Here is a 22,687-nt window from a genome sequence, read left to right on the forward strand (position 1 = left end):
GATCGTTACCTTCGAAGGTTAATGGCGGGTTGCATTGACGAAGGTGCGGGCGTTTCGCTGCGTGAATTGGATATCTTTCCCGTAAATCGGATCGGGCTTCGATTCCATGGTGTCTGCCGGTCGCCGCTATCTGCGATTCTTCGAACGGCTGAAGAACCCGCCGGAGGATCAGTAGTCCTTGAAAAGAAATGGGCGTGACGGGTTTACAGCGCCCCCGCGTCTTTTCAGCATCTGCGCGTCGCCAGCGACCGCGGATCGGCTCGGCAATCTCGCCAGGGTAGGGCGCATCCCAGCGCCCCTCAACCTGCCAGCATGGTATCCGCCAGGCTGTAGCAGTGGCTCGCCTGATAGGCGTTCCGGCCTCGGTTCATGTGCGTCACATTGAAAGTCCGAATGGCGCGCAAGATGCGGCGCTCCGCCAGGAATTTGCGGATCGAGGCCGAGCCCCGCACATTGATGCCGAAAATGTCCTCGCCGCTCGGAAAAAAGTAACCGACGTCTTCGGGCGTCGTGACGCAGTCCTCGAGAAAACCCTCGTCCACATCGCCCTGCATGGGTGAATGGTCCGTGGTGAAATGCGAAAGATGCACCAGGAATCGTGCACGCAGACCCTCGCCGTCGGCGCAGAGCGTGAAAAGCTCCATCCAGCTCGCATTGACGCGGACGAGCGGCTTGTCGGAAGTCGAGGGCAGACATGAAACCGACCAGTAGTGACGCTCGGTCTTGCGCGGGATGGGGATGCAGGTCTGCCCGTATAGCCCGAGAATTTCCAGAACGTCTTGCGCCTGCGGGCGACGAAGCAGCTTCTCGAACCGTGGGACGTACTTGAACCGCTGTTCCAGGGCCTCCGAGCGCTCTTCGGCGTCGATCAAATCCGCCTCGCCTTCTATCCAATCGCGCTGCTGCTCAGGGTCCAGAAACTTGCGCAGACCGGTGGTGCTGCGACGACGAGTCGTGCTCATGTCAGGTACCATATGAGATCCGTGTCCTCATCGTCTGATCCCACCGGCCGCACAATAACATCCACTGAACGACTGGCGAAAGACTGACCTTCCGCTAGCCCGAAAGCCAAAGCACCAAACTGCTGCGCACTTTCGCCGGAATTGTTCTAGTAGACGAACGGATCGACTCCGGCCGCGGCATGGGTGCCCGGCTCTTTCGGATAGATCACGCCCTTGCGCAGGATGATGTTGGCGTAGAGCCTGGGCTCGCCGGTCTGGATCAAGGCATGGGCAGTCTTCACCCTGCCGTAGAAATCCTGGCCGATCAGCGGCACCACCTGTCGGTGCGGCTCGTGGCGAGCGCAGCAGTCGATCATCTCCTCATGCACGGGATCGAGCTTGTCGCGTTCGGCCTTGACGGTCGAGCGGAAGATCGCCTCCGCCACGAAATCGTCGATCGGCAGCACGCTGAGCACGGCATTGAGGACCGGGATCAGGTGGTGGCCGTCGAGCCGGATCAGCCGGCGGGCATGTTCGACGCCCGGATAATTGCCGTCGACGATGGCGATCTCGTCGCCGTGGCCCATGGCGCGAAGCGTAAAAAGCAGCTCCGGGCTCAGCAGCGGATCAAGTCCTTTCAGCATGGTCTACCTCCTTGAAGAGTACGTTCTGGTCGGTGAGGTACCGCGCAAAGATCGGCAGGCTGGCGCCGCCGATGGCGCGCGCCTGCGCGCCGACCGCGCCCTCGATGATTTCGGGCATGACGACGCCCTGCAGGTCGAGCTTGGCGGCTTCGTCGATCGTGGCCTGCACCACACGGCTGCGCACCCAAACGGGAAAGCCGCCGTCGATGACAGCCGCGCTAAAATCGACGATCGAGGCGGCGGCAACGATCGCCTGCGCCAGTGCCTTGGCGCTATCCTGGATCCAGGCTTCCATCGGCTCGCCGAAATCCACCCAGCCGTCGGCCGAATACCAGAGCGGCTCGGGATCGATGCCCCGCTCGCGCAGCATGTTTTCGAGCACGAAGATCGAGGCGATTTCAAGCAGCTGCATCGTCTCGCCGTTCTTGCCGCGCACCGGCAGCGGCCCGATCGCGCCCGCCGTGCCGGTGCGGCCGGAAAAGATCGCCGAATTGAGCACAATGCCGCCGCCGATGAAGGAGCCGATGAAGAAATAGACGAAATCCGGATAGGACGGCCCGACGCCGAAGACCAGTTCGGCGCCGCAGGCGCTGGTCGCATCGTTCTGCAGGAAGACCGGATGGGAGACGCGGGCGGCGATGTCGGCCTGCAGGTCGACGTCGCGCCAGACCTCCATGGCGCCGACCGGCGCGCCCACCTCTTCGGCCCAGTTCCAGAGCTCGAAAGGGGCGGCGATGCCGAGGCCGGCGATGCGGCCGCGCTGCTTGTCGTCGAGCCGGTCTTCGAGTTCCTGGATGCCCGAGGTGACGAAGTCGAGGATTTCATCCGGCAGCGGATAGGCATAGGTCCGGTGCAACTGCATGCGGATGCGGCCGACGAAATCCATCAACACCAGATCGGCGCTGCGCCGGCCCATCTTTAAGCCGAAGGAATAGACGGCATCGGGATTGATATGCATCGGGATCGATGGCTGGCCGACACGGCCGCGCACCGGTTCTCCGCGCGACAGCAGCCCTTCCTTCTCCAGCACCCGCATGATGACGGAGACGGTCTGCGCCGACAGCCCGCTGCGACGCGCGATATCGGCCTTCGACAGCGCGCCGTAGAGACGCACCAGCGACAGCACGAGCCGTTCGTTATAGGCTCGCACCCTGACCTGGTTCGCACCTCCGGCCGGATTCAGAATTGGTGGCGGGACCGGCGTGTGTTCCGGTCCATCCAAGGACGACATGGCCGCTCCTCCCGATTGTTGGCCTATGCCCTAATTCGATGGAGCATGCCACATCGAATTAATAATTCAATTGGATTTATTTATTGACAAGCCAATTTCTTTTCGCTCTTAATTGTCGTCGTCAAGGGCACGGGACCGCTGGGAGGCATTAGCGATCCACGGCGAAGTGTCATATCTTAAGCTTCCGGCCCCGCAGGGGCGGCGCCGGCAAACTCTGGGAGGAGTTCCATGAAGAAATCTGTTCTCGCTTTCGGCGCGCTCGCGCTTGGTGTCACCTTTTCCGCTCCTGTCATGGCGGCTGACGTTGCTGCCTGCCTCATCACCAAGACCGACACCAACCCCTTCTTCGTCAAGATGAAGGAAGGTGCGACGGCCAAGGCCAAGGAACTCGGCGTCTCGCTGAAGTCCTATGCCGGCAAGGTCGACGGTGACAGCGAAAGCCAGGTCGCAGCGATCGAAAGCTGCATTGCCGACGGCGCAAAGGGCATCCTGATTGCTGCTTCCGACACCAAGGGCATCGTCTCTTCGGTCAAGAAGGCCCGTGATGCCGGCCTGCTGGTCATCGCGCTCGACACACCGCTCGAGCCGGCCGATGCTGCCGACGCCACCTTCGCCACCGACAACCTGCTCGCCGGCAAGCTGATCGGCCAGTGGGCCAAGGAAACGATGGGCGACAAGGCCAAGGATGCCAAGGTCGGCTTCCTCGACCTGACGCCCTCACAGCCGACGGTCGACGTTCTGCGCGACCAGGGCTTCATGATGGGCTTCGGCATCGATCCGAAGGACCCGAACAAGATCGGCGACGAGGACGATGCCCGTATCGTCGGTCATGACGTGACCAACGGCAATGAAGAAGGCGGCCGCAAGGCCATGGAAAACCTTCTGCAGAAGGATCCGAGCATCAACGTCATCCACACGATCAACGAACCGGCCGCTGTCGGCGCCTATCAGGCGCTGAAGGCCGTCGGCATGGAAAAGAACGTGCTGATCGTCTCGGTCGACGGCGGTTGCCCGGGCGTGAAGTCGGTCAAGGAAGGCGTCATCGGCGCCACCTCGCAGCAATATCCGCTGATGATGGCAGCCCTTGGCGTCGAAGCGATCAAGAAGTTCGCCGACAGCGGTGAAAAGCCGAAGCCGACCGAAGGCAAGTCCTTCTACGACACCGGCGTCTCGCTCGTCACCGACAAGCCGGTTTCCGGCGTCAAGTCGATCGACACCAAGGAAGGCACGGACAAGTGCTGGGGCTGAGGCCTGATTGTTGAAAGCAGACCGGCCGGGGCTTGATCCCCGGCCGTTTTCGACGGACGATGTGCCGTCGCCTCACGAACCGGCTAATCAAAGACCGGATGGATATCGGTGACGGCCCCCGCGCGAGTTCGGCGCGCGGATGCGGAGGAGGAACCATGACCGGAACACAGGAATTCGAACGTGTCCTCGACGGCAGCGACAAGAGCGTTGCCTCCTTCGAGCACGAGAAAATCTCGCTGATCAAGCGCGCGCAGCATTTTCTGCACTCGACGCCGGCCGCCGTGCCGCTGATCGTGCTGGTGCTGGCGATCGTCATCTTCGGGATCACCATCGGCGGACGGTTCTTCTCGTCCTATACGCTGACGCTGATCCTGCAGCAGATCGCCATCGTCGGTATTCTCGGCGCCGCCCAGACGCTGGTCATCCTGACCGCCGGCATCGATCTTTCGATCGGCGTCATCATGGTGATCTCGGCGGTGATCATGGGCAATGTCGCCATCACTTACGGTATACCGACGCCGATCGCGGTCGCAGCCGGCATGCTTGTCGGCGGCCTTTGCGGATTGCTGAACGGCTTCCTCGTCGCCTACATGAAGCTGCCGCCCTTCATCGTCACGCTCGGCACCTGGAACATCGTCATGGCGACGAATTTCATCTATTCCGCCAATGAGACGATCCGCGACACCGACGTCGACGAAAAGGCGCCGCTGCTTCATCTTTTCGCCGTGAGCTTCAAGCTCGGCAGCGCCGTGCTGACCCTCGGCGTCATCGCCATGGTGCTGCTCGTCCTGGTGCTCTGGTATGTCCTCAATCACACCGCCTGGGGCCGGCATGTCTATGCCGTCGGCGACGATCCTGAGGCAGCCAAGCTCTCGGGCATTCAGACCAAGAAGGTGCTGCTGACCGTTTACGCCATATCAGGCGTGATTGCCGGCTTGGCCGCGTGGGTCTCGATCGGCCGCAACGGCTCGATCTCGCCGTCCTCGGCCGTCACCGATTTTAACCTCCAGGCAATCACCGCGACTGTGATCGGCGGCATCTCGCTGTTCGGCGGCCGCGGCTCCATTCTCGGCACGCTCTTCGGCGCGATGATCGTCGGCGTCGTCTCTATGGGCCTCAACATGCTCGGCGCCGACCCGCAATGGAAAGTCCTTTTGACAGGCGTGCTGATCATTGCCGCCGTCGCCATCGATCAGTGGATCAGAAAGGTTTCGGTGTAATCATGGCTCGCGAACCCCTTCTCACCGCCCGCGGTCTCGTCAAGCGTTATGGCCGCGTGACCGCACTCGACAATGCCGATTTCGACCTCTATCCGGGTGAAATCCTCGCCGTCATCGGCGATAACGGCGCCGGCAAATCCTCGCTCATCAAGGCGATATCGGGTGCCGTCACCCCGGACGAGGGGGTGATCACGCTCGAAGGGCGGCAGGTGCAGTTCCGCTCGCCGATGGAGGCGCGCGACGCCGGCATCGAGACCGTCTATCAGAACCTCGCCTTGTCGCCGGCGCTGTCGATCGCCGACAACATGTTCCTCGGCCGCGAGATCCGCAAACCGGGTGTGCTCGGCTCGATGTTCCGCATGCTCGACCGGCCGGCGATGGAAAAGCTGGCGCGCAACAAACTCTCCGAACTCGGCCTGATGACCATCCAGAACATCAACCAGGCGGTGGAAACGCTTTCGGGCGGTCAGCGCCAGGGTGTTGCGGTCGCCCGTGCCGCCGCTTTCGGCTCGAAGGTCATCATCATGGACGAACCGACGGCGGCGCTTGGCGTCAAGGAAAGCCGCCGCGTGCTGGAGCTGATCCTCGACGTGCGCGCCCGCGGCCTGCCGATCGTGCTGATCTCCCACAACATGCCGCATGTCTTCGAGGTGGCCGACCGGATCCATATCCACCGCCTCGGCCGGCGGCTGACGGTGATCGATCCGAAGGAATACACCATGTCCGACGCCGTCGCCTTCATGACCGGCGCCAAGGCGGTGCCGACGGAGCCCGTCGCCGCATGAACGCACGCATCGATGAAATCGCCGGCGCAGTTCTTGACCGCGCCGGCCATTCCAAGCGTTTCCTGGTCGCCATCGCCGGACCGCCGGGTGCCGGCAAATCGACTATGGCCGACAATCTGGCGGAAGCGCTGAAGGCCAAGGGCGAAAGTGCCGAAGTCCTGCCGATGGATGGTTTCCACATGGACAACGCCATCCTGATCGAACGCGGCCTGCTGGCGCGCAAGGGGATCCCCGAGACCTTCGATGTCCGCGGTTTCCTCGATATCATTCGCGCCGTCAGGCTGGCCGATCAGGAGGTCCTGGTGCCGGTCTTCGACCGCTCGCGTGAACTCGCCATTGCGTCGGCCCGCCCTGTTTCCCCCGATCACCGCTTCATCATCGTCGAGGGCAATTATCTGCTGTTTTCGCTGGGCAAATGGGCTGAACTCGAAGGCGTCTTCGACTTTTCGATCATGCTGGCACCGCCGATCGAGGTGCTCGAGGAGCGCCTCTGGGCGCGCTGGCGTGGTTACAACCTGACCGAGGAGGCCGCCAACGCCAAGGTCTACGGCAACGACCTGCCGAACGGCCGGCTGATCCTCGAAAACCGTCGCCCGGCCGACGTGACGCTGGAGATCGCGCTGGCGTGATGCCGCGGCGATTGTTTTCATGTAAAAGATAGTGCTATCGAGACGGCAGACGCATCGCTTCGGAGGCCTGCCATGCAATCGATCACCATCCGCCGTCCTGATGACTGGCACCTGCATCTGCGCGACGGCGCCATGCTGGAGGGCGTGATCGCCGATACGAGCCGCACCTTCGCCCGCGCCATCATCATGCCCAATCTCGTGCCGCCGGTCGTCACGTCAGCTGACGCCAAGGCCTATCGCGAGCGCATCCTCAAGGCCTTGCCTGATGGCCATCGTTTCCAGCCGCTGATGACGCTTTATCTGACCGAACATACCAGTCCCGATGACGTGGAGGAGGGGAAGAACAGCGGCCTCATCACCGCCGTCAAGCTTTATCCCGCCGGCGCCACGACCAATTCGCATGGCGGCGTGCGCGACATGGAAAAGGCGATGCCGGTGCTGGAGCGCATGGCGAAGATCGGCCTGCCGCTCTGCGTCCATGGCGAGGTGACGACGCCGGAGGTCGATATCTTCGATCGCGAGGCCGTCTTCATCGACACCGTGCTCGATCCGCTGCGCCAGCGCCTGCCGGAACTGAAGGTAACGATGGAGCATGTGACGACGTCCGATGGCGTCGATTACATCAAGGCGGCCAAGGGCAATCTCGCTGGCTCGATCACCACCCACCATCTGATCATCAACCGCAACGCCATCCTCGTCGGCGGCATCCGTCCGCATTATTACTGCCTGCCGGTCGCCAAGCGCGAAAACCACCGGCTGGCCTTGCGTGCGGCGGCCGTCAGCGGCGACCCGCGCTTCTTCCTCGGCACGGATTCCGCTCCGCATGTCGATCCGCTGAAGGAATGCGCCTGCGGCTGCGCCGGCATCTATACCTCGGTCAATACGATGAGCTGCCTTGCCCATGTCTTCGAACAGGAAAGCGCCCTGGAGCGGCTCGAAGCCTTCGTGTCGCTGAACGGGCCGGCCTGGTACGGGCTGCAGCCGAACGAGGAGCGCATCACCCTGTCGAGGCAGGCCGAACCGGTCGTCTTTCCCGCGAGGATTGAAACCGGCGCCGGCCCGGTGACGGTGTTCGATCCGATGTTTCCCCTGCATTGGCAGGTGGTTCAGCAGGCGTAAGCTTTCGAATTTCAATTTTAAATAGAATATTCATCTTAAACTTCGGCGCGACGTTAAACGCGTAACATTTGCATTGTGCAGTGCATCATTTGTTAACGGATGCATAAGACATTCCTCCTCGCAGACCGATAAGCTGCCATTCGAAGCGACAATAGCTGCGGAGACTGAAAAGCATGATGCTTGACTATAACTCCCTCTTGTTGGCGCTCGGCGTCTCCGCGGCCTGCCTTGCGGTGACGCTGATGGGCAGCTGGCTTGTCCGCCGCTCGGAAACCGTGCTGTTGACCGCCACCGTCGGCCTTGTCCTCGTCGTCAGCGGCATTTTCGTCTATAGCGCCTTTGTCAATACGCCGGAGACATGGCTCGGCGTTGCCAATTTCGTGCTGTTTCATGCCGGATTTGCCACCATCTGGGGGGCCGGCAAACAATTCCTCACCGGCCGGGTGTCTCTCCTCGCCATCGCGGTCCGCGCGCTTGCGGCGATGGTCTTCTCCGTCGTGCCGATGCTGGCAGGCTATGACGGCCTGGCCTTCATCGCCGACAATCTCGCCATCGCCCTTTTGCTCTTTGCCACCGCCCGGCAATATTGGCTCGCCCGTGCCGAAGCACCGGCGCCGCTGCTCGGCATCACGGTGCTTTATACGTTGACGGCGATCTCCTTCGTTCTCTGCGCCGCCGTGCTGATCTCCGACGGCAAGCTGGTGCTCGGCAAAGCCCCCAGCAACTGGGCCGAAGATCTGAGCCTTGCCGTCTGCATCGCCGGCATGACCGGGATCGGCGCGCTGTCGCTGGCGCTGCATCAATGGCGGCTCGCTGCCCGTCATCGTCTCGATGCGATCACCGATCCGCTGACCGGCCTGCTCAACCGCCGCGCCCTCTTCGACCAATACGGCACGCGTCCGATGGGAACGACCACGGCCGTCATCGTCTTCGATATCGACCATTTCAAATCCGTCAACGATCGCTTCGGCCATGCCGCCGGCGACCGAGTGCTCAATGTTTTCGCCGGCGAACTTTCGGCCCATTGCCGCACCGGCAACACCGCTGCCCGGCTCGGCGGCGAGGAATTCGTACTGGTGCTGAAGGAGATCATGCCCGGCCGGGCCGAACTCACGGCCGAGCGCATCCGCCGGGCGTTCGAGGCGCGCGAGATCCATATCGACGACGAGGTGCTGACATGCACGGTCAGCGTCGGCGTTGCCCCCGGCCGTTCGAAGAGCTTGGATTTCGACACCATGCTGAGTGCCGCCGACAAGGCGCTCTACGTCGCCAAGCGCGCCGGCCGCAACCGGGTCGAGCTTGCCAGCTACCTCAAGGCGGTTCCCGTCGAGGCAACGCGCACCGCGTCTTGATTCCTGACCGACCCTCTCATATTATCGCCCTCGGCCGGATGCGGCCAGCCGCCCCGCGACGCTTCTGCGTTATGGTGAATGCATCCAGACAACATCCTTCACATCCCTTGCCGTTTGGCGATCGATGGCGAACGGGTCAGCAGACGCGGGCACTGATCTTCCTGTTTGCCGCCAACGGAAGGATGACATCATGCGCGATTTTCGCGATGCCAAGCTCATGGCAAAGACATTGCGGCAGGCCCTTGCCGACCGCGACATTTCGCTGACCCACAGCGAGACGCTCGAAATCGTCGCCCGGCAGTTCGGGCTCGAACAATGGAATATCCTCTCGGCAAAGATCGACGCGGCAGGGGCGAACCCCTCTGCGATCGGCATCGAGCCACCGATGCCGATCTTCCGCATCTTCTCGGTCGAAAAGGCCATGGAGTTCTATTGCGGTTTTCTCGGCTTCCATCTCGATTGGGAGCACCGCTTTGGCGAAAACTTTCCGCTCTATTGCCAGGTCTCGCGCGACGGCATGGCGCTGCACCTCAGCGAACATTCCGGCGACGCCAGCCCCGGCGCCAAGGCCTTCGTCCGCGTCGCCAATATCAGGGCCTATCACGCCGAACTCTCAGGCAAGGACTATCGCTACATGAAGCCCGGCGTCGAGCAAGCGCCGTGGGGGCTGGAGATGACCGTCACCGACCCCTTCAGCAACCGCATCGCCTTTTGCGAACAGACGTAGCCTGCGCGGCCTTTGAGACCCGGGGAAGAGGTTCGATGTCATGCGAAATCTCCGCCCAGGAGATCGCCGCATGCCCCTCATCCGCCTGCCGGCACCTTCTCCCCGCTCGCGGGGCCAAGGGGATATGCCGCGCCTCTCCGTTCCTCGCTACCTCTCGCAGGGCACGTCCCCTCTCTCCGTTTTTTACGGGGAGAGGGTTAGGGTGAGGGGCAGGCGGCAATCTCCTGGGGCGGGGATTTTCTCCTGCTTGTGCCTAAAACGCCGCGAAACCGCATAGCCCACATTAGATAATCATCAGCGCCCGCACGAATGCGACCGAGGCGAGCAGCGAGGCGATCGTCCGCACATGGTTCCACCACGTCCAGTCCCTGGCATAGGTGGTCCATAGCTGAACCGCTTCCGGCCCATTGCCGCCGACCTTTGCCAGCGCATCGTTCATCGGCACGTTGAAGACGATGGTCGAGAGGAACGAGGCGAAGATGTAGAGGGTTGCTCCCGCGAGCATCAGAAAAGATGCCCCGCCGCGCCAGTCGATCAGGGCGAGCACGGCGATGACGAGGCAGAGGATCGCCGTCGGCACGAACAGGCCCATGAACGGCGAGCGGACGATCGTCACGTTGATCGAGTTCATTGCCGCGATGCCTTGCTCTGCCGGGATCCGCGAGAAGGCGGCCATGATGAAGGTCGAGAAGGCGAAGAAGATGCCGGCGACGAGGCCGCTGCCGATCGCCGCGGCGACGAGGGATAGGATCAGGATGATCTGCATGTCAAAACTCCTCCCAAATTTTGCAAACAAGAGAAACTCTCTCATTTGCAAAATGAGATAATCTCTCTTATTTTGTTTGTCAACGTGGAAAAGGAGAGATCATGTCGCAACAGCCGGTCGCAACGCGCAGGCGCCAGCAGGAGTCTACCGGCCAGCTGCGTCGCATCCCGAGCCAGCAGCGCGGCCGCGAGCGCTTCGAAAAGATCCTCACCGTGGCCGCCGAGCTGATCGAAAGCCACGGCAGCGACGGGTTGAAGATGAGCGAGATCGTCGAAAAGGCCGGTCTTTCCTTCGGCGCTCTCTACCAGTATTTCCCCGACAAGACCTCGATCATCCGCATATTGGCCGAGCGCTTCAACGAAGTGGGCAGGCGGTGCGTCGAAGAGGAGCTGGCGAAGGTGACCGACGCTGCGGCCCTACAGGGCGCGCTCGCCAATATCGCCGATGAGTATTACGCCTTCTTCCGCAGCGAGCCTGTCATGCGCGACATCTGGCATGCGACCCATACCGACAAGTTGCTGCAGCAGGTCGATGCCGAGGACATGGAATTTCATGCCCAGGCATTTCTCGCCGTGCTGGTCTGCCTGTGGCCGGATCGCGACCGCAGGGAGTTGCTCGCGATCGCCCGGCTGACGATGCAGCTTCTTGCCGCCGCCGTGCGTTATGCCGTGTCGCTGGATGCGGAGGAGGGCGAGAGGGCGCTTGCCCTGTTCAAGAAAATGCAGATCGTTGATATCGGCTGCCTGCTGCAGCAATAGCCCGCCTTTCGTCTGGAAACGGCGGGCTCTTGCTGCTATTCCCGCAAGGATCCAAGCCGAAGGAGAGCCGTATGATCCAGACCACATTTCCCGACCGCGCCGTGATGGCCGAATTGCTGGCCAAGATGCTCTGGGAAATCAAGGCGGTGCATTTCAATGCCGCTCAGCCCTATAAACTCTCCTCCGGCATGGCGAGCCCTGTTTATATCGATTGCCGCAAGCTGCTCTCCTTCCCGCGCATCCGTTCGACGGTGATGGATTTTGCTGCCAGCACCCTGCTGCGCGATGCCGGTTTCGAGCAGTTCGATTGCATCGCCGGCGGCGAGACCGCCGGCATTCCCTTCGCCGCGCTGCTGGCCGACCGCCTCGGCCTGCCGATGATCTATGTCCGCAAGCAGCCGAAGGGCCATGGCCGCAATGCCCAGATCGAAGGCAACATGCCGGAAGGGTCGAGGGTGCTCGTCATCGAAGACCTGACGACAGCAGGCGGCAGCATGTTCAAGTTCATCGATGCGGTCCGTGCCGCCGGCGGCATCGTCGATCATGGCATCGCGCTGTTCTTCTACGGCATCTTCGGTGAACAGCGCTTTGCCGATGGCAAGGTCAGGCTGCATCACATCGCCACCTGGCGTAATGTTCTGGCCGTCGCCAGGGAGCGGAAGCTCTTCGACGATAAGACGCTGTCGGAAGTCGAGGCCTTCCTCGATGCGCCGCTGGCCTGGTCGGGAAGGAATGGTGGCGTAAGTGAGCTTTCGCTCTAGCCAGTTGACAAAAGCTCGCCTAATCGGTTGATGAACGCATAGATGCTGTTGGGAGGAATACGATGATTTTGTGCTGCGGCGAAGCCCTGATCGATATGCTGCCGAGGGACACCACCCTCGGTGAAAAGGGCTTTGCGCCCTATGCCGGCGGCGCGATCTTCAACACCGCGATCGCGCTCGGCCGCCTCGGCATTCCCACCGCCTTCTTCACCGGCATTGCCGATGACATGATGGGCGAAATCCTGCTCGAGACACTGAAGGCGAGCAATGTCGATTACAGCCCATGCGCTATCACGCCGCGTCCCTCGACCATCGCCTTCGTCAAGCTGGTCAACGGCCAGGCGACCTATGCCTTCTACGACGAGGGCACGGCCGGCCGGATGATCACCACGGCCGACCTGCCCGTTCTCGGCGACGATTGCGAAGCGCTGCATTTCGGCGCGATCAGCCTGATCCCCAGCCCCTGCGGCGAAACCTACGAAGCCCTGCTCGACCGCGAAGCCGCAAGCCGCGTCATCTCGCTCGATCCGAACATCCGTCCTGGTTTCATCAAGGATAAGTCGTCGCACATGGCCCGCATCAAGCGCATGGCCGCGAAAGCCGACATCGTCAAGTTCTCCGACGAGGACCTCGAATGGTTCGGCCTGCAGGGCGACCATGATGCGCTCGCCGCCCATTGGCTGAACCACGGCGCCAAGCTCGTCGTCATCACCAAGGGCGCGGAAGGTGCTTCCGGTTATACCAAGGACCGCAAAGTCACGGTCCCGAGCCAACGCGTCACCGTCGTCGACACGGTCGGTGCCGGCGACACCTTCGATGCCGGCATCCTGGCTTCCTTGAAGATGGATGGTCTGCTGACCAAGCCTCAGGTCGCCTCGCTCGACGAAAAGGCACTCCAAAACGCCCTGACCCTCGGCGCCAAAGCCGCCGCCGTCACCGTCTCCCGCGCAGGCGCCAATCCGCCCTGGGCGCGCGAGATTGGGCTTTAAGGCTTAAGCCGCAACATCTCGATCCCCTCTTCTCCCCCCAGGGAGATCCGAAGGACGGGTCGGCCCGAGGGGTCAGATGCGCGAGGACGGGCCGCCGCCGATCGATCAGGAGCCTGTCCGGGAGTCACGCTCCAGTCGAGGCTCGGGAGCAAGTACCAAGTCTCCCAAGAAGTTTTCGCACCAAAGTGAGACGTCATGGGTTAGCAGATGCTCCATCATCATACTCCAGCGGTTGCGGCGCTCCTCCAGCGACATGGCAAGGCCCTTGGCGATGGCATTGGCAGTGCCTTCGACATCGTAAGGATTGACCAGCAGTGCGCCCTTCAACTCTCGAGCCGCGCCGGCGAAACGCGATAGCACCAATACGCCCGGCCGATCGGGATCCTGGGCGGCAACATATTCCTTGGCGACGAGGTTCATGCCGTCGCGCAACGGCGTGACCAGCCCGATCGTCGCCAGCCGGTAGAGGCCGGCGAGCACGTTGCGACTGATCGATCGGTTGACATAGCGGATCGGCACCCAGTCGACCGTTCCGATGGCGCCGTTGACGCGGCCGGCCTGTTCGGCGACCATCTTCTGCATATGCTCGTATTCGGGAACTTCCGATCGCGATTTTGGCGTGACCTGAAGATAGGTGACCTTGTTCTGGTAGGCAGGATTGCTGGTGAGGAAGGTTTCGAACGCTTCCAGTCTCTGAATGATGCCCTTCGAATAATCGAGGCGGTCGACCCCGATGATCATGTCCCGGCCTTCAACGCTGCGCCGGGTCTTCTGTACCATGATATGGTTTGCGGCTCTCTCGGCGAACTCGGCGAAACCTGCGGTTTCGATCCCGATCGGATAGGCGCCGGCCTTGAATATCCGTCCATGGGAATCGAACAATCCATTTCCGAGGTCGTCGCCAATTCCCTCCCTTCTGAGATACCCGGCAAAGTTCTGGAGGTCGTAGTCGGTCTGGAAGCCGACGAGATCGTAATGCGAGAGCCCGCGCATGATTTCTTCATGGACGGGCATCGTGACGAGAATGTCGGCCGGCGGCCAGGGAATGTGCAGGAAGAAGCCGATCCGGTTTTTCAGCCCCATTTGGCGCAGTTCGGCCGCCAGCGGAATGAGGTGGTAATCATGAACCCAGATGATGTCGTCCGGCTCGATCATCGGCGCCAACCTGTGAGCGAAGAAGCGGTTGACGCGGAAATAGCCGGCCATTTCCTTCCGGCCATATTCGGCGAGGTCCAGTCGATAATGGCAGATGGGCCAGAGAACGCGGTTTGCGAAGCCGCGATAATACTCCTCGACGTCGGTGTCGGTGAGATCGGTCAGCGCATAGGTGATGTTGCCCTTCTGCAGTTGCGACAGAGGGCCAGGTTCCCTGTCCCCGCTCGATTCTCCCGACCATCCCATCCAGATGCCGCCCCGCTCCTGCAGGGCTGCCTGCAGCGCGACGGCCAGGCCGCCGGCAGCGGCGCTCCCATCTTTGGCCGGCATGGGAACACGATTTGAAACGACGACAAGACGGCTCATGAGCTTCCTTTAATGAAGATGGGACATGAAAACGCTGGGTGACGAGCGTCTTGAGGCATCTCCTGAACTTGGGCAGGGACCGTGCAGTGAAGGCGCCGACATCGACAGAGCCCGGACGCGAGCGGCCCGGTGCAGATGCCAACAAGAACAAAGAACGGCGCATTTCCCGCACAGATTTTGCTTGAATCTAGGGCGATTCCAACGAATTGAAAGAATTCATTCTATAATTTTTTGATTCGGAGAACGTTCATCCGGTTTCGCACCGTGGGCCCCATCAAAAGGGATGTGCCAGGCCGACCGCTATCAGTTCGCCACTGCGGCGGCAATGTCGATGTTGGCGCCAATCCGCCCCGGCGCGTGAGATTGGTTTGTAAGGTTGGAGCCAGCGTCAGCCCGCCTGCCGGCACCCTCTCCCCGTTCTGACGGGGAGAAGGGAATATGCCGTAACCTCTCCGTTCCTCACTCGCCTTTCGCAGGGCACGTCCCCTCTCCCCGTCAGAACGGGGGTCCAAAGGACGGGTCGAGACGAGTGGCTTGACCCCGGCAAGGTTAGGGTGAAGGGCAATCTCGATCGCTTACTTCGCAAGCTTCGCCAGCGCCGCAACCAGCCCCTGCGTCGACGAATCATGCGATGCCGCACTTTCCTTGCCTTCGACGACAGGCAGCAGACCCGTTGCCAGTTCCTTGCCGAGCTCGACGCCCCACTGGTCGAAGGAGTTGATGCGGAAGAGTACGCCTTCGACGAAGACGCGGTGTTCGTAAAGCGCGATCAGGCGGCCGAGCGCATAAGGGGTCAGCTTGTCGTAAACGAAGGTGATCGACGGCCGGTTGCCGGTAAAGACGCGGTGCGGCGCGATGAAATCGGCCTTTTTGTCGTCCATGCCCTTGTCGGTCAGCTGCTTCTTGGCTTCTGCGAAGGTGCGTCCCTTCATCAGCGCTTCCGACTGGGCAAGCACGTTCGAGATCAGCAGCTGGTGCTGGTGGCGCAGTTCCGGCTCGAAGGCGTTGGCGGCGATCATGAATTCGGCCGGGATGATGCTCGTGCCTTGATGGATGAGCTGGTAGAAGGCGTGCTGGCCGTTGGTGCCGGGCTCGCCCCAGACGACCGGGCCGGAATTGCCTTCGACCGGCGTGCCGTCGATGGTGACGCCCTTGCCGTTCGATTCCATGTCGAGCTGCTGCAGATAGGCCGGGAAGCGCGACAGGCGCTGATCATAGGGCAGGATGGCGCGGGTGGGGTAGCCCAGCACGTTGCGATGGTAGAAGCCGATCAGGCCGAGCAGCATCGGCAGGTTTTCGGTAATCGGCGCCTTACGGAAATGATTGTCGACGGCATGGGCGCCGTCGAGGAACTTGCCGAAATTCTCAGGGCCGACGGCGATCATCAGCGGCAGGCCGATCGCCGACCAGATCGAATAACGGCCGCCGACCCAGTCCCAGAAGCCGAAGACGCGGGCGCTGTCGATGCCGAAGGCGGCGACCTTGTCGAGCGCCGTCGAGACGGCGGCGAAGTGGTGCTGCACGGCGGCTTCGCCGAGCGCCTTGGCGATAAAATTGCGCGCCGTCTGCGCATTGGTCATCGTCTCGACGGTGGTGAAGGTCTTCGAGGCGACGATGAAGAGCGTCGTTTCCGGCTGCACCAGCTTCAGGATGTCGGCGATATGGGCGCCGTCGATGTTGGAGACGAAATGCGCGCGCGGGCCGTCATGGAAGGGGGCAAGCGCCAGCGTCGCCATGACAGGCCCGAGATCCGAGCCGCCAATGCCGATATTGACGACATCGGTGATCGCCTTGCCGGTCGCACCCTTCAGCGTGCCGGAGCGGACGTCATCGGCAAACTTGCCCATGGCGGCAAGCACCGCATTGACGTCGGGCATGACGTCCTTGCCGTCGACCAGAACCGGGGTGTTGGAGCGGTTGCGCAGCGCGGTGTGCAGAACGGCGCGGTCTTCGGTGAAATTGATCGCCTTGCCGGAGAACATTTCCTCGCGCTTCGTCTCGACGCCGCCGTCTTCGGCGAGCTTCACCAAGAGCTTGAGGATGTCGTCGTTCACCGCCGTCTTGGAAAAATCCATCAGCAGATCGTCAAGCGCGACGGAAAAGCGCGAAAAGCGCTGCGAATCGGCGGCGAAGGCGGCACGGATATCGGTTGCCTTGGTGGCATCAGCGGTGCTTTTCAGCTGTTCGACGATGGCGTTCATGGGAGGCTCCTTTGGAGGCGGAAAGGTTGCGGAAACTATTCGCTTTCTCACCCGCAAATCAAGTTCAGCCACCTGCCGAAATAGAAAAAAGCCACCCGCGGCAAACGGATGGCCCCTTCAGGAAAGCCTCTAATTCATCAAATCGTCAAATTCAGCCGCGCAGGTCCTTGCGCAGGATCTTACCAACAGGCGACTTCGGCAGCTCGGTGCGGAATTCGATAAACCGCGGGCGTTTGTAGTTGGTGAGGTTGGCGATGCAATGGGCTTTCACCTCGGCTTCCGTCAGGTTCGGATCCTTCCTGACGACGAAGAGTTTTACCGCCTCGCCCGAATGTCCGTCCGGCACGCCGATGGCTGCAGCCTCGAGGATGCCGGCATGCATGGCGGCGACTTCCTCGATCTCGTTAGGATAGACGTTGAAGCCGGAGACGAGGATCATGTCCTTCTTGCGGTCGACGATCTTGGTATAGCCGCGGTCGTCCATGAAGCCCATGTCGCCCGAGCGGAAATAGCCGTCATCGGTCATCACCCGCGCCGTCTCCTCCGGCTTCTGCCAGTAGCCGGCCATCACCTGCGGTCCGCGGATGCAGATCTCGCCGACGTCGCCGAGCGGTAGCGAATTGCCGGCTTCGTCGCGGATGTCGAGTTCGGTGGAGGGGAGCGGCAGGCCGATCGTGCCGGTGAACTCAGGCGAATCGAAGCGGTTGGCGGTGGCAACGGGCGATGTCTCGGAAAGGCCGTAGCCTTCCGTCACCGCCGTGCCCGTCATCTTAAGCCAGCGGTCGGCGACCGGGCGCTGGACGGCCATGCCGCCGCCAAGCGACATGATCAGCGAGGAAAAATCGAGCTTTGCGAAATCGGCATTGTTCATCAGCGCATTGAACAGCGTGTTGAGGCCGGGGAAGATATGCACCTTCGACTTTTCGAATTCCTTGACGAGACCGGGAATGTCGCGTGGATTGGCGATCAGGATATTGTGGGCGCCGAGCGACATGCCCATCAGCGAATTCACCGTCAGCGCGAAGATGTGGTAGAGCGGCAGGGCGCAGAGGAAATTCAGCACCTCCGGCTCTTTCTTGCGTTCGAAGGCCGATCGAAGCCAGAGCGACAGCTGCACCTTGTTGGCGAGCAGGTTCTGATGCGTCAGCACCGCGCCCTTGGCAACGCCCGTCGTGCCGCCGGTATATTGCAGGAAGGCGATGTCGCTGCCTGTCAGCGTGACCGGCTGGAGCTTTTTTCCCGCACCTTCGCTAAGCACCTGGCCGAAGCTCTTGTGCTGAGGGATCGACCAGGAGGGAACGAGCTTCTTCACCTTGCGCACGACGAAATTGACGATCAGCCCCTTCGGCCCCAGCATTTCCCCGAGCGAGGTGACGACGACATGGCGCAGATCGGTCTTGTTGAGAACCTGTTCCACCGTGCGGGCGAAATTCTCCAGCACGAAGATCGCCTTGGCGCCGGAATCCTTCAACTGGTGTTCGAGTTCGCGCGGCGTATAGAGCGGGTTGACGTTCACGACGACGAGGCCGGCGCGCAAAATGGCATAGGTGGCAATCGGGTTCTGCAGCACGTTAGGCATCATCACGGCGACGCGGTCGCCCTTCTGAAGGCCGGTGCTTTGCAGCCAGGCGGCGAGTTTGCGCGTCTGGCTCTCCAGCTCGCGGTAGCGCATCCCCTTGCCCATGCTGGAAAAGGCGGTCCGGTCGGCATAACGGGCGCAGGATTTTTCCAGCAGTTCGGCAAGCGAGGCATATTCCAGCGGCGGAATCTCTGCCGGAACGATATCGGGATAAGCGGCAAGCCAGGGCTTGTCGGGCTTGGCTCCGTTCGGATGGACGGAAATGCTGTTCATCTGTCTCTCTCCCCTGCGGCCGCCGCGCCGACATCATTCGGCAGATAACCAGAAAGATCCTCCATCTTCCAGTCCGGCAGCTTATGCCATTGCCTGAACGGTTCAAGCCGAATGAAGCTATACTAACCTTGACGTAAACGTCAACATTCGGTCGCCGCGCGATCATGGGAAGGCCAGGGCACGATCATGGAAAGATGGGGAACTTTGAGTGCGCCATGACGTTGATCTTGCATACTCACCATGAGGAAACACCAAAAGGAGCGGCACAATGTTGAACCAGGATACTGACGCCACCCGCCGTGACCCGAATGTCAAGAGCACCCACTCGCTGATCGCCAGCGACCGCGTCGAGGGCACCCGTGTCTATGGGGCCGATGGCAAGCATATCGGCTCGATCGAACGCCTGATCATCGGAAAGCTCGACGGCCGTGTTGCCTATGCCGTGCTGAGCTTCGGCGGGTTCCTGGGCATCGGTCACGACCACTATCCGCTTCCCTGGGAAAAGCTGAACTACGACACCCAGCTGGATGGCTATCGCATCGACCTGACCAAGGAGCAGATCGAAGGCGCCCCGAGCTATTCGGACGATGACGACACCTGGTACAACGATAATGGCCGCCGGGTCTATGATTACTACGGCGTGCCGCCCTACTGGATGTAACGTTGTTCGATAGGCCGAGCTGGAAGGGCTCCGTGGATGCGGGGCCTTTTTGGTGTCTGGCGACGAGATCTTTCCTCACGCAAGGTCATTGGGTACTCGATCCGGCAGACGCTTGCTCACCCTCATGCCTGTGCTCGTCACAGGCATCCAGTGCGCCCAAGTCCTTGGGCGCGGAAGACTTTCCGCTTGGGGTTTGGGGTCATTCACCGCGCGGACGCGCGGTGGCTGGATTCCTGTGACGAGCACAGGAATGAGGGAGGTAGAAACTACGGCGCCTAATAGAAACCGAGTAGCGGGCCCACCTCGGCTGCGGGACCTCTTTAGTCCCCTGCGACAAGATCGTTGGCCGATCGCAGCACGGTGCCGATGACAATATCGTCTGCCACGATCGTCCTTGCCGTCCTCACAATAAACACATGGCTCTCGCCCGGCAGCAGCGTCACCAGCATCGAATCGACAACGGCATCCGGATCCAGCCGGTCGGCCATCAGGCAAAGATCCTTGAGGAAGTTTTGCGCCGTCACCTTGACCTGATACCCGCCGTCGATCCCGACGACATCGACCGCCAGTTGCGGTGCCGGCAAGGCAAGCTCGATATCCTCGACGAAATAATGGAAGGCGCGCCGGTCGAGCATCTGCACGACGATGACCTCGTCCTTCGGTAAGCCGGGAGTGACGATATCCTCAGGCAGAGGAAATTCCTTTGCTTCGAAGCGGTCGCAGAGCAGCCGCCAGAATTCGAATTCGGCAAGCACGGTTCCGTCGAGCCTCAGGCGTTTGCCGCTGATCTTCGCCCGCCAGAACAGCGTCCGTTCATTGACGGCGATCGCGGCAAGCCCGCCGCTGCGCGGCTGGATCGTCAGCAGGCGCGGATCATAGGCTGCCTTCAGCGCATACCAGAGCGGCTTGCGGCGCCCGGCCGAATCAAGCGCGGCCCACGAAGTCACCGGCCAGCAATCGTTGAACTGCCAGACCACCGCACCCTTGCAGATATTCCGATGCGAGCGCATGTGCTCGACGCCGAAGCGGATGGCGCGCGCCTGGTTGAGCTGGGTGGCAAAGTGCCAGTCATCCATTGTCCGCGGCTCCGGCAGATGGCCGGACAGGCCGCGGATCAGCTTGTCATTGCCATCAGTTGCCTTCTGATGGTGGAAGACACCGTTCGATTGCGGCGTCAGCGGCGCATCGTGCACGCTTTCTTCGATCGTCGCCCAGGCCGGCGGCGCCTGCCAGCCGAATTCAGAGCAGAAGCGTGGGATATAATTGCGGTAGACCTCGTAGCCGACATCGTTCCACACGTCCCAGATATGTTTGCAGCCATGGCCGTCGGCATTGGGTTCGATCTCCATCGAGCCAGAATAGGGACTGCCGGGATAATAGGGACGGTCCGGATCGAGTTCGGCTGAGAGTTTCGGCAGCAGGTCGAGATAATAACCGAGGCCCCAGCTTTCGCCCGCCTTGATGATCGGCCGCCAGCCCCATTCGTCGAAGCCCCAGATATTCTCATTATTGCCGTTCCAGAGCACCAGCGAGGCATGCGGCATCAGCCGCACGACATTGTCACGCACCTCCGCCTCGACCTCGCTTCTGAGCGGCTCTTCCTCCGGATAGGCGGCGCAGGCAAAGAGGAAATCCTGCCAGACCAGCATGCCCATGCGGTCGCAGGCCTCATAGAATTCGTCGGTCTCGAAGATGCCGCCGCCCCAGACGCGCAGCATGTGGATATTGGCGGCCTTTGCCTCCTCGATCCGCGCGGCATAACGCTCGGCCGTCACCCGCGGGGGAAAACAATCGTCGGGAATCCAGTTCGCCCCACAGATGAAGAGCGGTACGTCGTTGATGACGAAGGTAAAGGCCGAGCCGTGCTCGTCGGCCGAGGTATCGAGCCGCAGCGAGCGGAACCCGAGTTCGCGCTCGTGAGCGTCGAGCAGATCGTCGCTCCCATCGCCGATCAGCCGGAGCGTCATCGGATAGAGCGGCTGCGCGCCGAGATGGTGCGGCCACCAGAGCTGCGGCGAGGCGAGGGCAAGCTCGAAGGAAACCTCGTCTTCGTCGGCGGCGATCACCACCGTCTTGGTCACGCCGCCGATTTCGGCAATGAGCCTCAACGGCGTCGTGTCACCATGCCGCGCCAGCCTGGCATCCACTTTTATCAGCCCGTCGCCGCCGGCAAGCGTCGCGGAAACCCTGGTTTCGGCAAGCCGCGCCCGATCCCAGCTTTCCAGCCGGACCGGCTTCCAGACGCCTGCCGTCACCAGCGTCGGCCCCCAGTCCCAGCCGAAATTGCAGGCCATCTTGCGCAACAGATTGCCCGGTCCCGGATAGTTGTTAGGACGGTAGCCGTAATGTTTTTCCATCTCCGCGCCATAGGCGTAGGCGGAGCGAAAGGTGACAGAAAGGTCGTTGGCGCCAACCTTCAGCAGCCGGGAAACATCGAAACGATAGGTGCGGTGCATGTTGAAGGTGCGGCCGATCTCTTCGCCGTTGAGCGATATCACCGCGACCGTATCGAGCCCGTCGAAGACGAGTTCCTGCACCTTGCCATCACCAGGCATCGCCTCGAAGCTGCAGCGATAGGTCCAGTCGGTTTTGCCGATCCAGTCGTTGGTGATCTCATTGACGTCGATATAAGGATCGGGGATGAGCCGGTTGGCGAGAAGGTCGAGATGCACGCAGCCCGGCACCGTCGCGGGGATGGCGGCAGGCAGGCCGAGCCTTTCTGTATCGTTACAGGAGAGCGTCCAGCCGGAATTGAGCGCAGTCTTTTCGATCATGGCGGGCTCCTGTTGCATGCCGCTTGAAGCTGTGGGATTATCTGTGGTTTGGAACGTACCGGTGGTTCGGCATGGGATGCGTCAGAGAAACCGGCCGTGGCGCTGCAGCACCTCGATCTTGTAGCCATCCGGATCGCTGATGAAGAAGAAGAGACCGAAGAGCTTGTCGTCGCGGTTGAGCTCGACCAGTTCACCCGGATTGAGCCCGAGCGTGGACAGCCGCTCTCGCTCGACCGCCACCTCTTCGACCGAGACGGCAAGATGGCCATAGGCATTGCCGAGGTCATAGGGCGCGGTCCGGCCCTTGTTGACGGTTAGTTCCAGCTCAAAGCCGGTCTCGGCATTGCTCATATAGATCAGGGTGAAGGTTTCGAAATCGACGCGGTCGGCGACCGAAAGGCCGAAGGCCCTCTCGTAGAATTCGACGGAGCGCGCCTCATCGAAAACGCGGATCATGGAGTGGATCATCTTCGCCAAGTCTGCCTCCCATTATCATCAATTACGGCAG

20 protein-coding genes are annotated in these 22,687 nt (G+C 61.5%); 11 read left to right on the plus strand and 9 right to left on the minus strand.

Translation table 11 applies throughout. The annotated features are described in order from the left end of the window. Window positions 1–299 precede the first annotated feature (299 nt). The 3 genes from RLCC275e_RS00535 to RLCC275e_RS00545 all read right to left on the minus strand — a co-directional run bounded on the left by RLCC275e_RS00535 (window position 300) and on the right by RLCC275e_RS00545 (window position 2,816). Window positions 300–974: a hypothetical protein gene (locus RLCC275e_RS00535; protein WP_033181453.1), complete on the minus strand. Its 675-nt coding sequence runs from the start codon at window positions 972–974 to the stop codon at window positions 300–302. Between the two features lie 134 nt (window positions 975–1,108). Continuing rightward, window positions 1,109–1,585, minus strand: coding sequence for an RbsD/FucU family protein (locus RLCC275e_RS00540; protein WP_033181454.1), 477 nt, complete (start codon window positions 1,583–1,585; stop codon window positions 1,109–1,111). Beyond that, window positions 1,569–2,816, minus strand: a complete 1,248-nt coding sequence (locus RLCC275e_RS00545) for an ROK family transcriptional regulator (protein ID WP_033181455.1) — start codon at window positions 2,814–2,816, stop codon at window positions 1,569–1,571. Before RLCC275e_RS00545 ends, RLCC275e_RS00540 begins: the two co-directional genes overlap by 17 nt. Before the next feature lie 228 nt (window positions 2,817–3,044). Here RLCC275e_RS00545 and RLCC275e_RS00550 point away from each other — a divergent pair, with 228 nt between their 5' ends. From RLCC275e_RS00550 to RLCC275e_RS00580, 7 genes are all read left to right on the plus strand, one after another. Then, window positions 3,045–4,064 carry a sugar ABC transporter substrate-binding protein gene (locus RLCC275e_RS00550; RefSeq protein ID WP_003556143.1) on the plus strand — a complete coding sequence of 340 codons (1,020 nt, stop codon included), beginning with the start codon at window positions 3,045–3,047 and terminating at the stop codon, window positions 4,062–4,064. A gap of 155 nt (window positions 4,065–4,219) precedes the next feature. Next, window positions 4,220–5,284, plus strand: coding sequence for an ABC transporter permease (locus RLCC275e_RS00555; RefSeq protein ID WP_033181456.1), 1,065 nt, complete (start codon window positions 4,220–4,222; stop codon window positions 5,282–5,284). 2 nt (window positions 5,285–5,286) lie between these two features. Next, window positions 5,287–6,069 carry an ATP-binding cassette domain-containing protein gene (locus RLCC275e_RS00560; RefSeq protein WP_003556145.1) on the plus strand — a complete coding sequence of 261 codons (783 nt, stop codon included), beginning with the start codon at window positions 5,287–5,289 and terminating at the stop codon, window positions 6,067–6,069. Next, window positions 6,066–6,698: a nucleoside triphosphate hydrolase gene (locus tag RLCC275e_RS00565; RefSeq protein ID WP_003556147.1), complete on the plus strand. Its 633-nt coding sequence runs from the start codon at window positions 6,066–6,068 to the stop codon at window positions 6,696–6,698. Before RLCC275e_RS00560 ends, RLCC275e_RS00565 begins: the two co-directional genes overlap by 4 nt. Before the next feature lie 72 nt (window positions 6,699–6,770). After that, window positions 6,771–7,817: a dihydroorotase gene (gene pyrC / locus RLCC275e_RS00570; RefSeq protein WP_003556148.1), complete on the plus strand. Its 1,047-nt coding sequence runs from the start codon at window positions 6,771–6,773 to the stop codon at window positions 7,815–7,817. A 173-nt stretch (window positions 7,818–7,990) separates the two neighbouring features. After that, a complete protein-coding gene (locus tag RLCC275e_RS00575) occupies window positions 7,991–9,169 on the plus strand; it encodes a GGDEF domain-containing protein (protein ID WP_033181457.1) in 1,179 nt (392 codons plus the stop codon). Between the two features lie 190 nt (window positions 9,170–9,359). Further along, window positions 9,360–9,896 (plus strand): glyoxalase superfamily protein, encoded by a 537-nt coding sequence (locus RLCC275e_RS00580; protein WP_033181458.1) that lies wholly within the window; start codon window positions 9,360–9,362, stop codon window positions 9,894–9,896. 283 nt (window positions 9,897–10,179) lie between these two features. Here the strand turns inward: RLCC275e_RS00580 and RLCC275e_RS00585 are convergent, their stop codons facing one another. Beyond that, window positions 10,180–10,662 carry an anthrone oxygenase family protein gene (locus tag RLCC275e_RS00585; RefSeq protein ID WP_033181459.1) on the minus strand — a complete coding sequence of 161 codons (483 nt, stop codon included), beginning with the start codon at window positions 10,660–10,662 and terminating at the stop codon, window positions 10,180–10,182. 101 nt (window positions 10,663–10,763) lie between these two features. On the opposite strand from RLCC275e_RS00585, the gene RLCC275e_RS00590 reads away from it, so the two are divergent. The 3 genes from RLCC275e_RS00590 to RLCC275e_RS00600 all read left to right on the plus strand — a co-directional run bounded on the left by RLCC275e_RS00590 (window position 10,764) and on the right by RLCC275e_RS00600 (window position 13,170). Beyond that, window positions 10,764–11,420 (plus strand): TetR/AcrR family transcriptional regulator, encoded by a 657-nt coding sequence (locus RLCC275e_RS00590; RefSeq protein ID WP_033181460.1) that lies wholly within the window; start codon window positions 10,764–10,766, stop codon window positions 11,418–11,420. A gap of 71 nt (window positions 11,421–11,491) precedes the next feature. Continuing rightward, the gene (locus tag RLCC275e_RS00595) at window positions 11,492–12,181 is read left to right on the plus strand and encodes an orotate phosphoribosyltransferase (protein ID WP_033181461.1); all 690 of its coding nucleotides are present in this window, start codon (window positions 11,492–11,494) and stop codon (window positions 12,179–12,181) included. Between the two features lie 62 nt (window positions 12,182–12,243). Continuing rightward, a complete protein-coding gene (locus tag RLCC275e_RS00600; RefSeq protein WP_033181462.1) occupies window positions 12,244–13,170 on the plus strand; it encodes a carbohydrate kinase family protein in 927 nt (308 codons plus the stop codon). A 105-nt stretch (window positions 13,171–13,275) separates the two neighbouring features. Here the strand turns inward: RLCC275e_RS00600 and otsA are convergent, their stop codons facing one another. From otsA to RLCC275e_RS00615, 3 genes are all read right to left on the minus strand, one after another. Further along, window positions 13,276–14,691 (minus strand): alpha,alpha-trehalose-phosphate synthase (UDP-forming), encoded by a 1,416-nt coding sequence (gene otsA, locus RLCC275e_RS00605; RefSeq protein ID WP_033181463.1) that lies wholly within the window; start codon window positions 14,689–14,691, stop codon window positions 13,276–13,278. A 575-nt stretch (window positions 14,692–15,266) separates the two neighbouring features. Then, on the minus strand, window positions 15,267–16,892 hold the full coding sequence (gene pgi / locus RLCC275e_RS00610; protein ID WP_033181464.1) for a glucose-6-phosphate isomerase: 1,626 nt from the start codon (window positions 16,890–16,892) through the stop codon (window positions 15,267–15,269). 151 nt (window positions 16,893–17,043) lie between these two features. Further along, entirely contained in the window at window positions 17,044–18,744 is a 1,701-nt protein-coding gene (locus RLCC275e_RS00615; RefSeq protein WP_033181465.1) for a long-chain fatty acid--CoA ligase, read from the minus strand. Between the two features lie 268 nt (window positions 18,745–19,012). Here RLCC275e_RS00615 and RLCC275e_RS00620 point away from each other — a divergent pair, with 268 nt between their 5' ends. Next, window positions 19,013–19,405, plus strand: a complete 393-nt coding sequence (locus RLCC275e_RS00620) for a PRC-barrel domain-containing protein (protein WP_011650296.1) — start codon at window positions 19,013–19,015, stop codon at window positions 19,403–19,405. Between the two features lie 320 nt (window positions 19,406–19,725). Here the strand turns inward: RLCC275e_RS00620 and RLCC275e_RS00625 are convergent, their stop codons facing one another. Both RLCC275e_RS00625 and RLCC275e_RS00630 read right to left on the minus strand, forming a co-directional pair. Beyond that, window positions 19,726–22,179 carry a glycoside hydrolase family 2 protein gene (locus tag RLCC275e_RS00625; protein ID WP_033181466.1) on the minus strand — a complete coding sequence of 818 codons (2,454 nt, stop codon included), beginning with the start codon at window positions 22,177–22,179 and terminating at the stop codon, window positions 19,726–19,728. Between the two features lie 81 nt (window positions 22,180–22,260). After that, entirely contained in the window at window positions 22,261–22,656 is a 396-nt protein-coding gene (locus tag RLCC275e_RS00630) for a VOC family protein (protein WP_033181467.1), read from the minus strand. Window positions 22,657–22,687: the final 31 nt, after the last annotated feature.

The sequence above is a fragment of the Rhizobium brockwellii genome, from assembly GCF_000769405.2.
In the GTDB taxonomy this organism is placed as follows: domain Bacteria; phylum Pseudomonadota; class Alphaproteobacteria; order Rhizobiales; family Rhizobiaceae; genus Rhizobium; species Rhizobium brockwellii.

What these genes read in the sequence shown, in the direction of transcription:
- RLCC275e_RS00535 (WP_033181453.1), bottom strand. Translation starts at nt 974, where the DNA reads ATGGTACCTGACATGAGCACGACTCGTCGTCGCAGCACCACCGGTCTG.
- pgi (WP_033181464.1), bottom strand. Translation starts at nt 16,892, where the DNA reads ATGAACGCCATCGTCGAACAGCTGAAAAGCACCGCTGATGCCACCAAG.
- RLCC275e_RS00560 (WP_003556145.1), top strand. Translation starts at nt 5,287, where the DNA reads ATGGCTCGCGAACCCCTTCTCACCGCCCGCGGTCTCGTCAAGCGTTAT.
- RLCC275e_RS00585 (WP_033181459.1), bottom strand. Translation starts at nt 10,662, where the DNA reads ATGCAGATCATCCTGATCCTATCCCTCGTCGCCGCGGCGATCGGCAGC.
- RLCC275e_RS00555 (WP_033181456.1), top strand. Translation starts at nt 4,220, where the DNA reads ATGACCGGAACACAGGAATTCGAACGTGTCCTCGACGGCAGCGACAAG.
- RLCC275e_RS00550 (WP_003556143.1), top strand. Translation starts at nt 3,045, where the DNA reads ATGAAGAAATCTGTTCTCGCTTTCGGCGCGCTCGCGCTTGGTGTCACC.
- RLCC275e_RS00600 (WP_033181462.1), top strand. Translation starts at nt 12,244, where the DNA reads ATGATTTTGTGCTGCGGCGAAGCCCTGATCGATATGCTGCCGAGGGAC.
- RLCC275e_RS00595 (WP_033181461.1), top strand. Translation starts at nt 11,492, where the DNA reads ATGATCCAGACCACATTTCCCGACCGCGCCGTGATGGCCGAATTGCTG.
- RLCC275e_RS00615 (WP_033181465.1), bottom strand. Translation starts at nt 18,744, where the DNA reads ATGAACAGCATTTCCGTCCATCCGAACGGAGCCAAGCCCGACAAGCCC.
- pyrC (WP_003556148.1), top strand. Translation starts at nt 6,771, where the DNA reads ATGCAATCGATCACCATCCGCCGTCCTGATGACTGGCACCTGCATCTG.
- RLCC275e_RS00540 (WP_033181454.1), bottom strand. Translation starts at nt 1,585, where the DNA reads ATGCTGAAAGGACTTGATCCGCTGCTGAGCCCGGAGCTGCTTTTTACG.
- RLCC275e_RS00575 (WP_033181457.1), top strand. Translation starts at nt 7,991, where the DNA reads ATGATGCTTGACTATAACTCCCTCTTGTTGGCGCTCGGCGTCTCCGCG.
- RLCC275e_RS00580 (WP_033181458.1), top strand. Translation starts at nt 9,360, where the DNA reads ATGCGCGATTTTCGCGATGCCAAGCTCATGGCAAAGACATTGCGGCAG.
- RLCC275e_RS00545 (WP_033181455.1), bottom strand. Translation starts at nt 2,816, where the DNA reads ATGTCGTCCTTGGATGGACCGGAACACACGCCGGTCCCGCCACCAATT.
- RLCC275e_RS00590 (WP_033181460.1), top strand. Translation starts at nt 10,764, where the DNA reads ATGTCGCAACAGCCGGTCGCAACGCGCAGGCGCCAGCAGGAGTCTACC.
- RLCC275e_RS00565 (WP_003556147.1), top strand. Translation starts at nt 6,066, where the DNA reads ATGAACGCACGCATCGATGAAATCGCCGGCGCAGTTCTTGACCGCGCC.
- otsA (WP_033181463.1), bottom strand. Translation starts at nt 14,691, where the DNA reads ATGAGCCGTCTTGTCGTCGTTTCAAATCGTGTTCCCATGCCGGCCAAA.
- RLCC275e_RS00625 (WP_033181466.1), bottom strand. Translation starts at nt 22,179, where the DNA reads ATGATCGAAAAGACTGCGCTCAATTCCGGCTGGACGCTCTCCTGTAAC.
- RLCC275e_RS00620 (WP_011650296.1), top strand. Translation starts at nt 19,013, where the DNA reads ATGTTGAACCAGGATACTGACGCCACCCGCCGTGACCCGAATGTCAAG.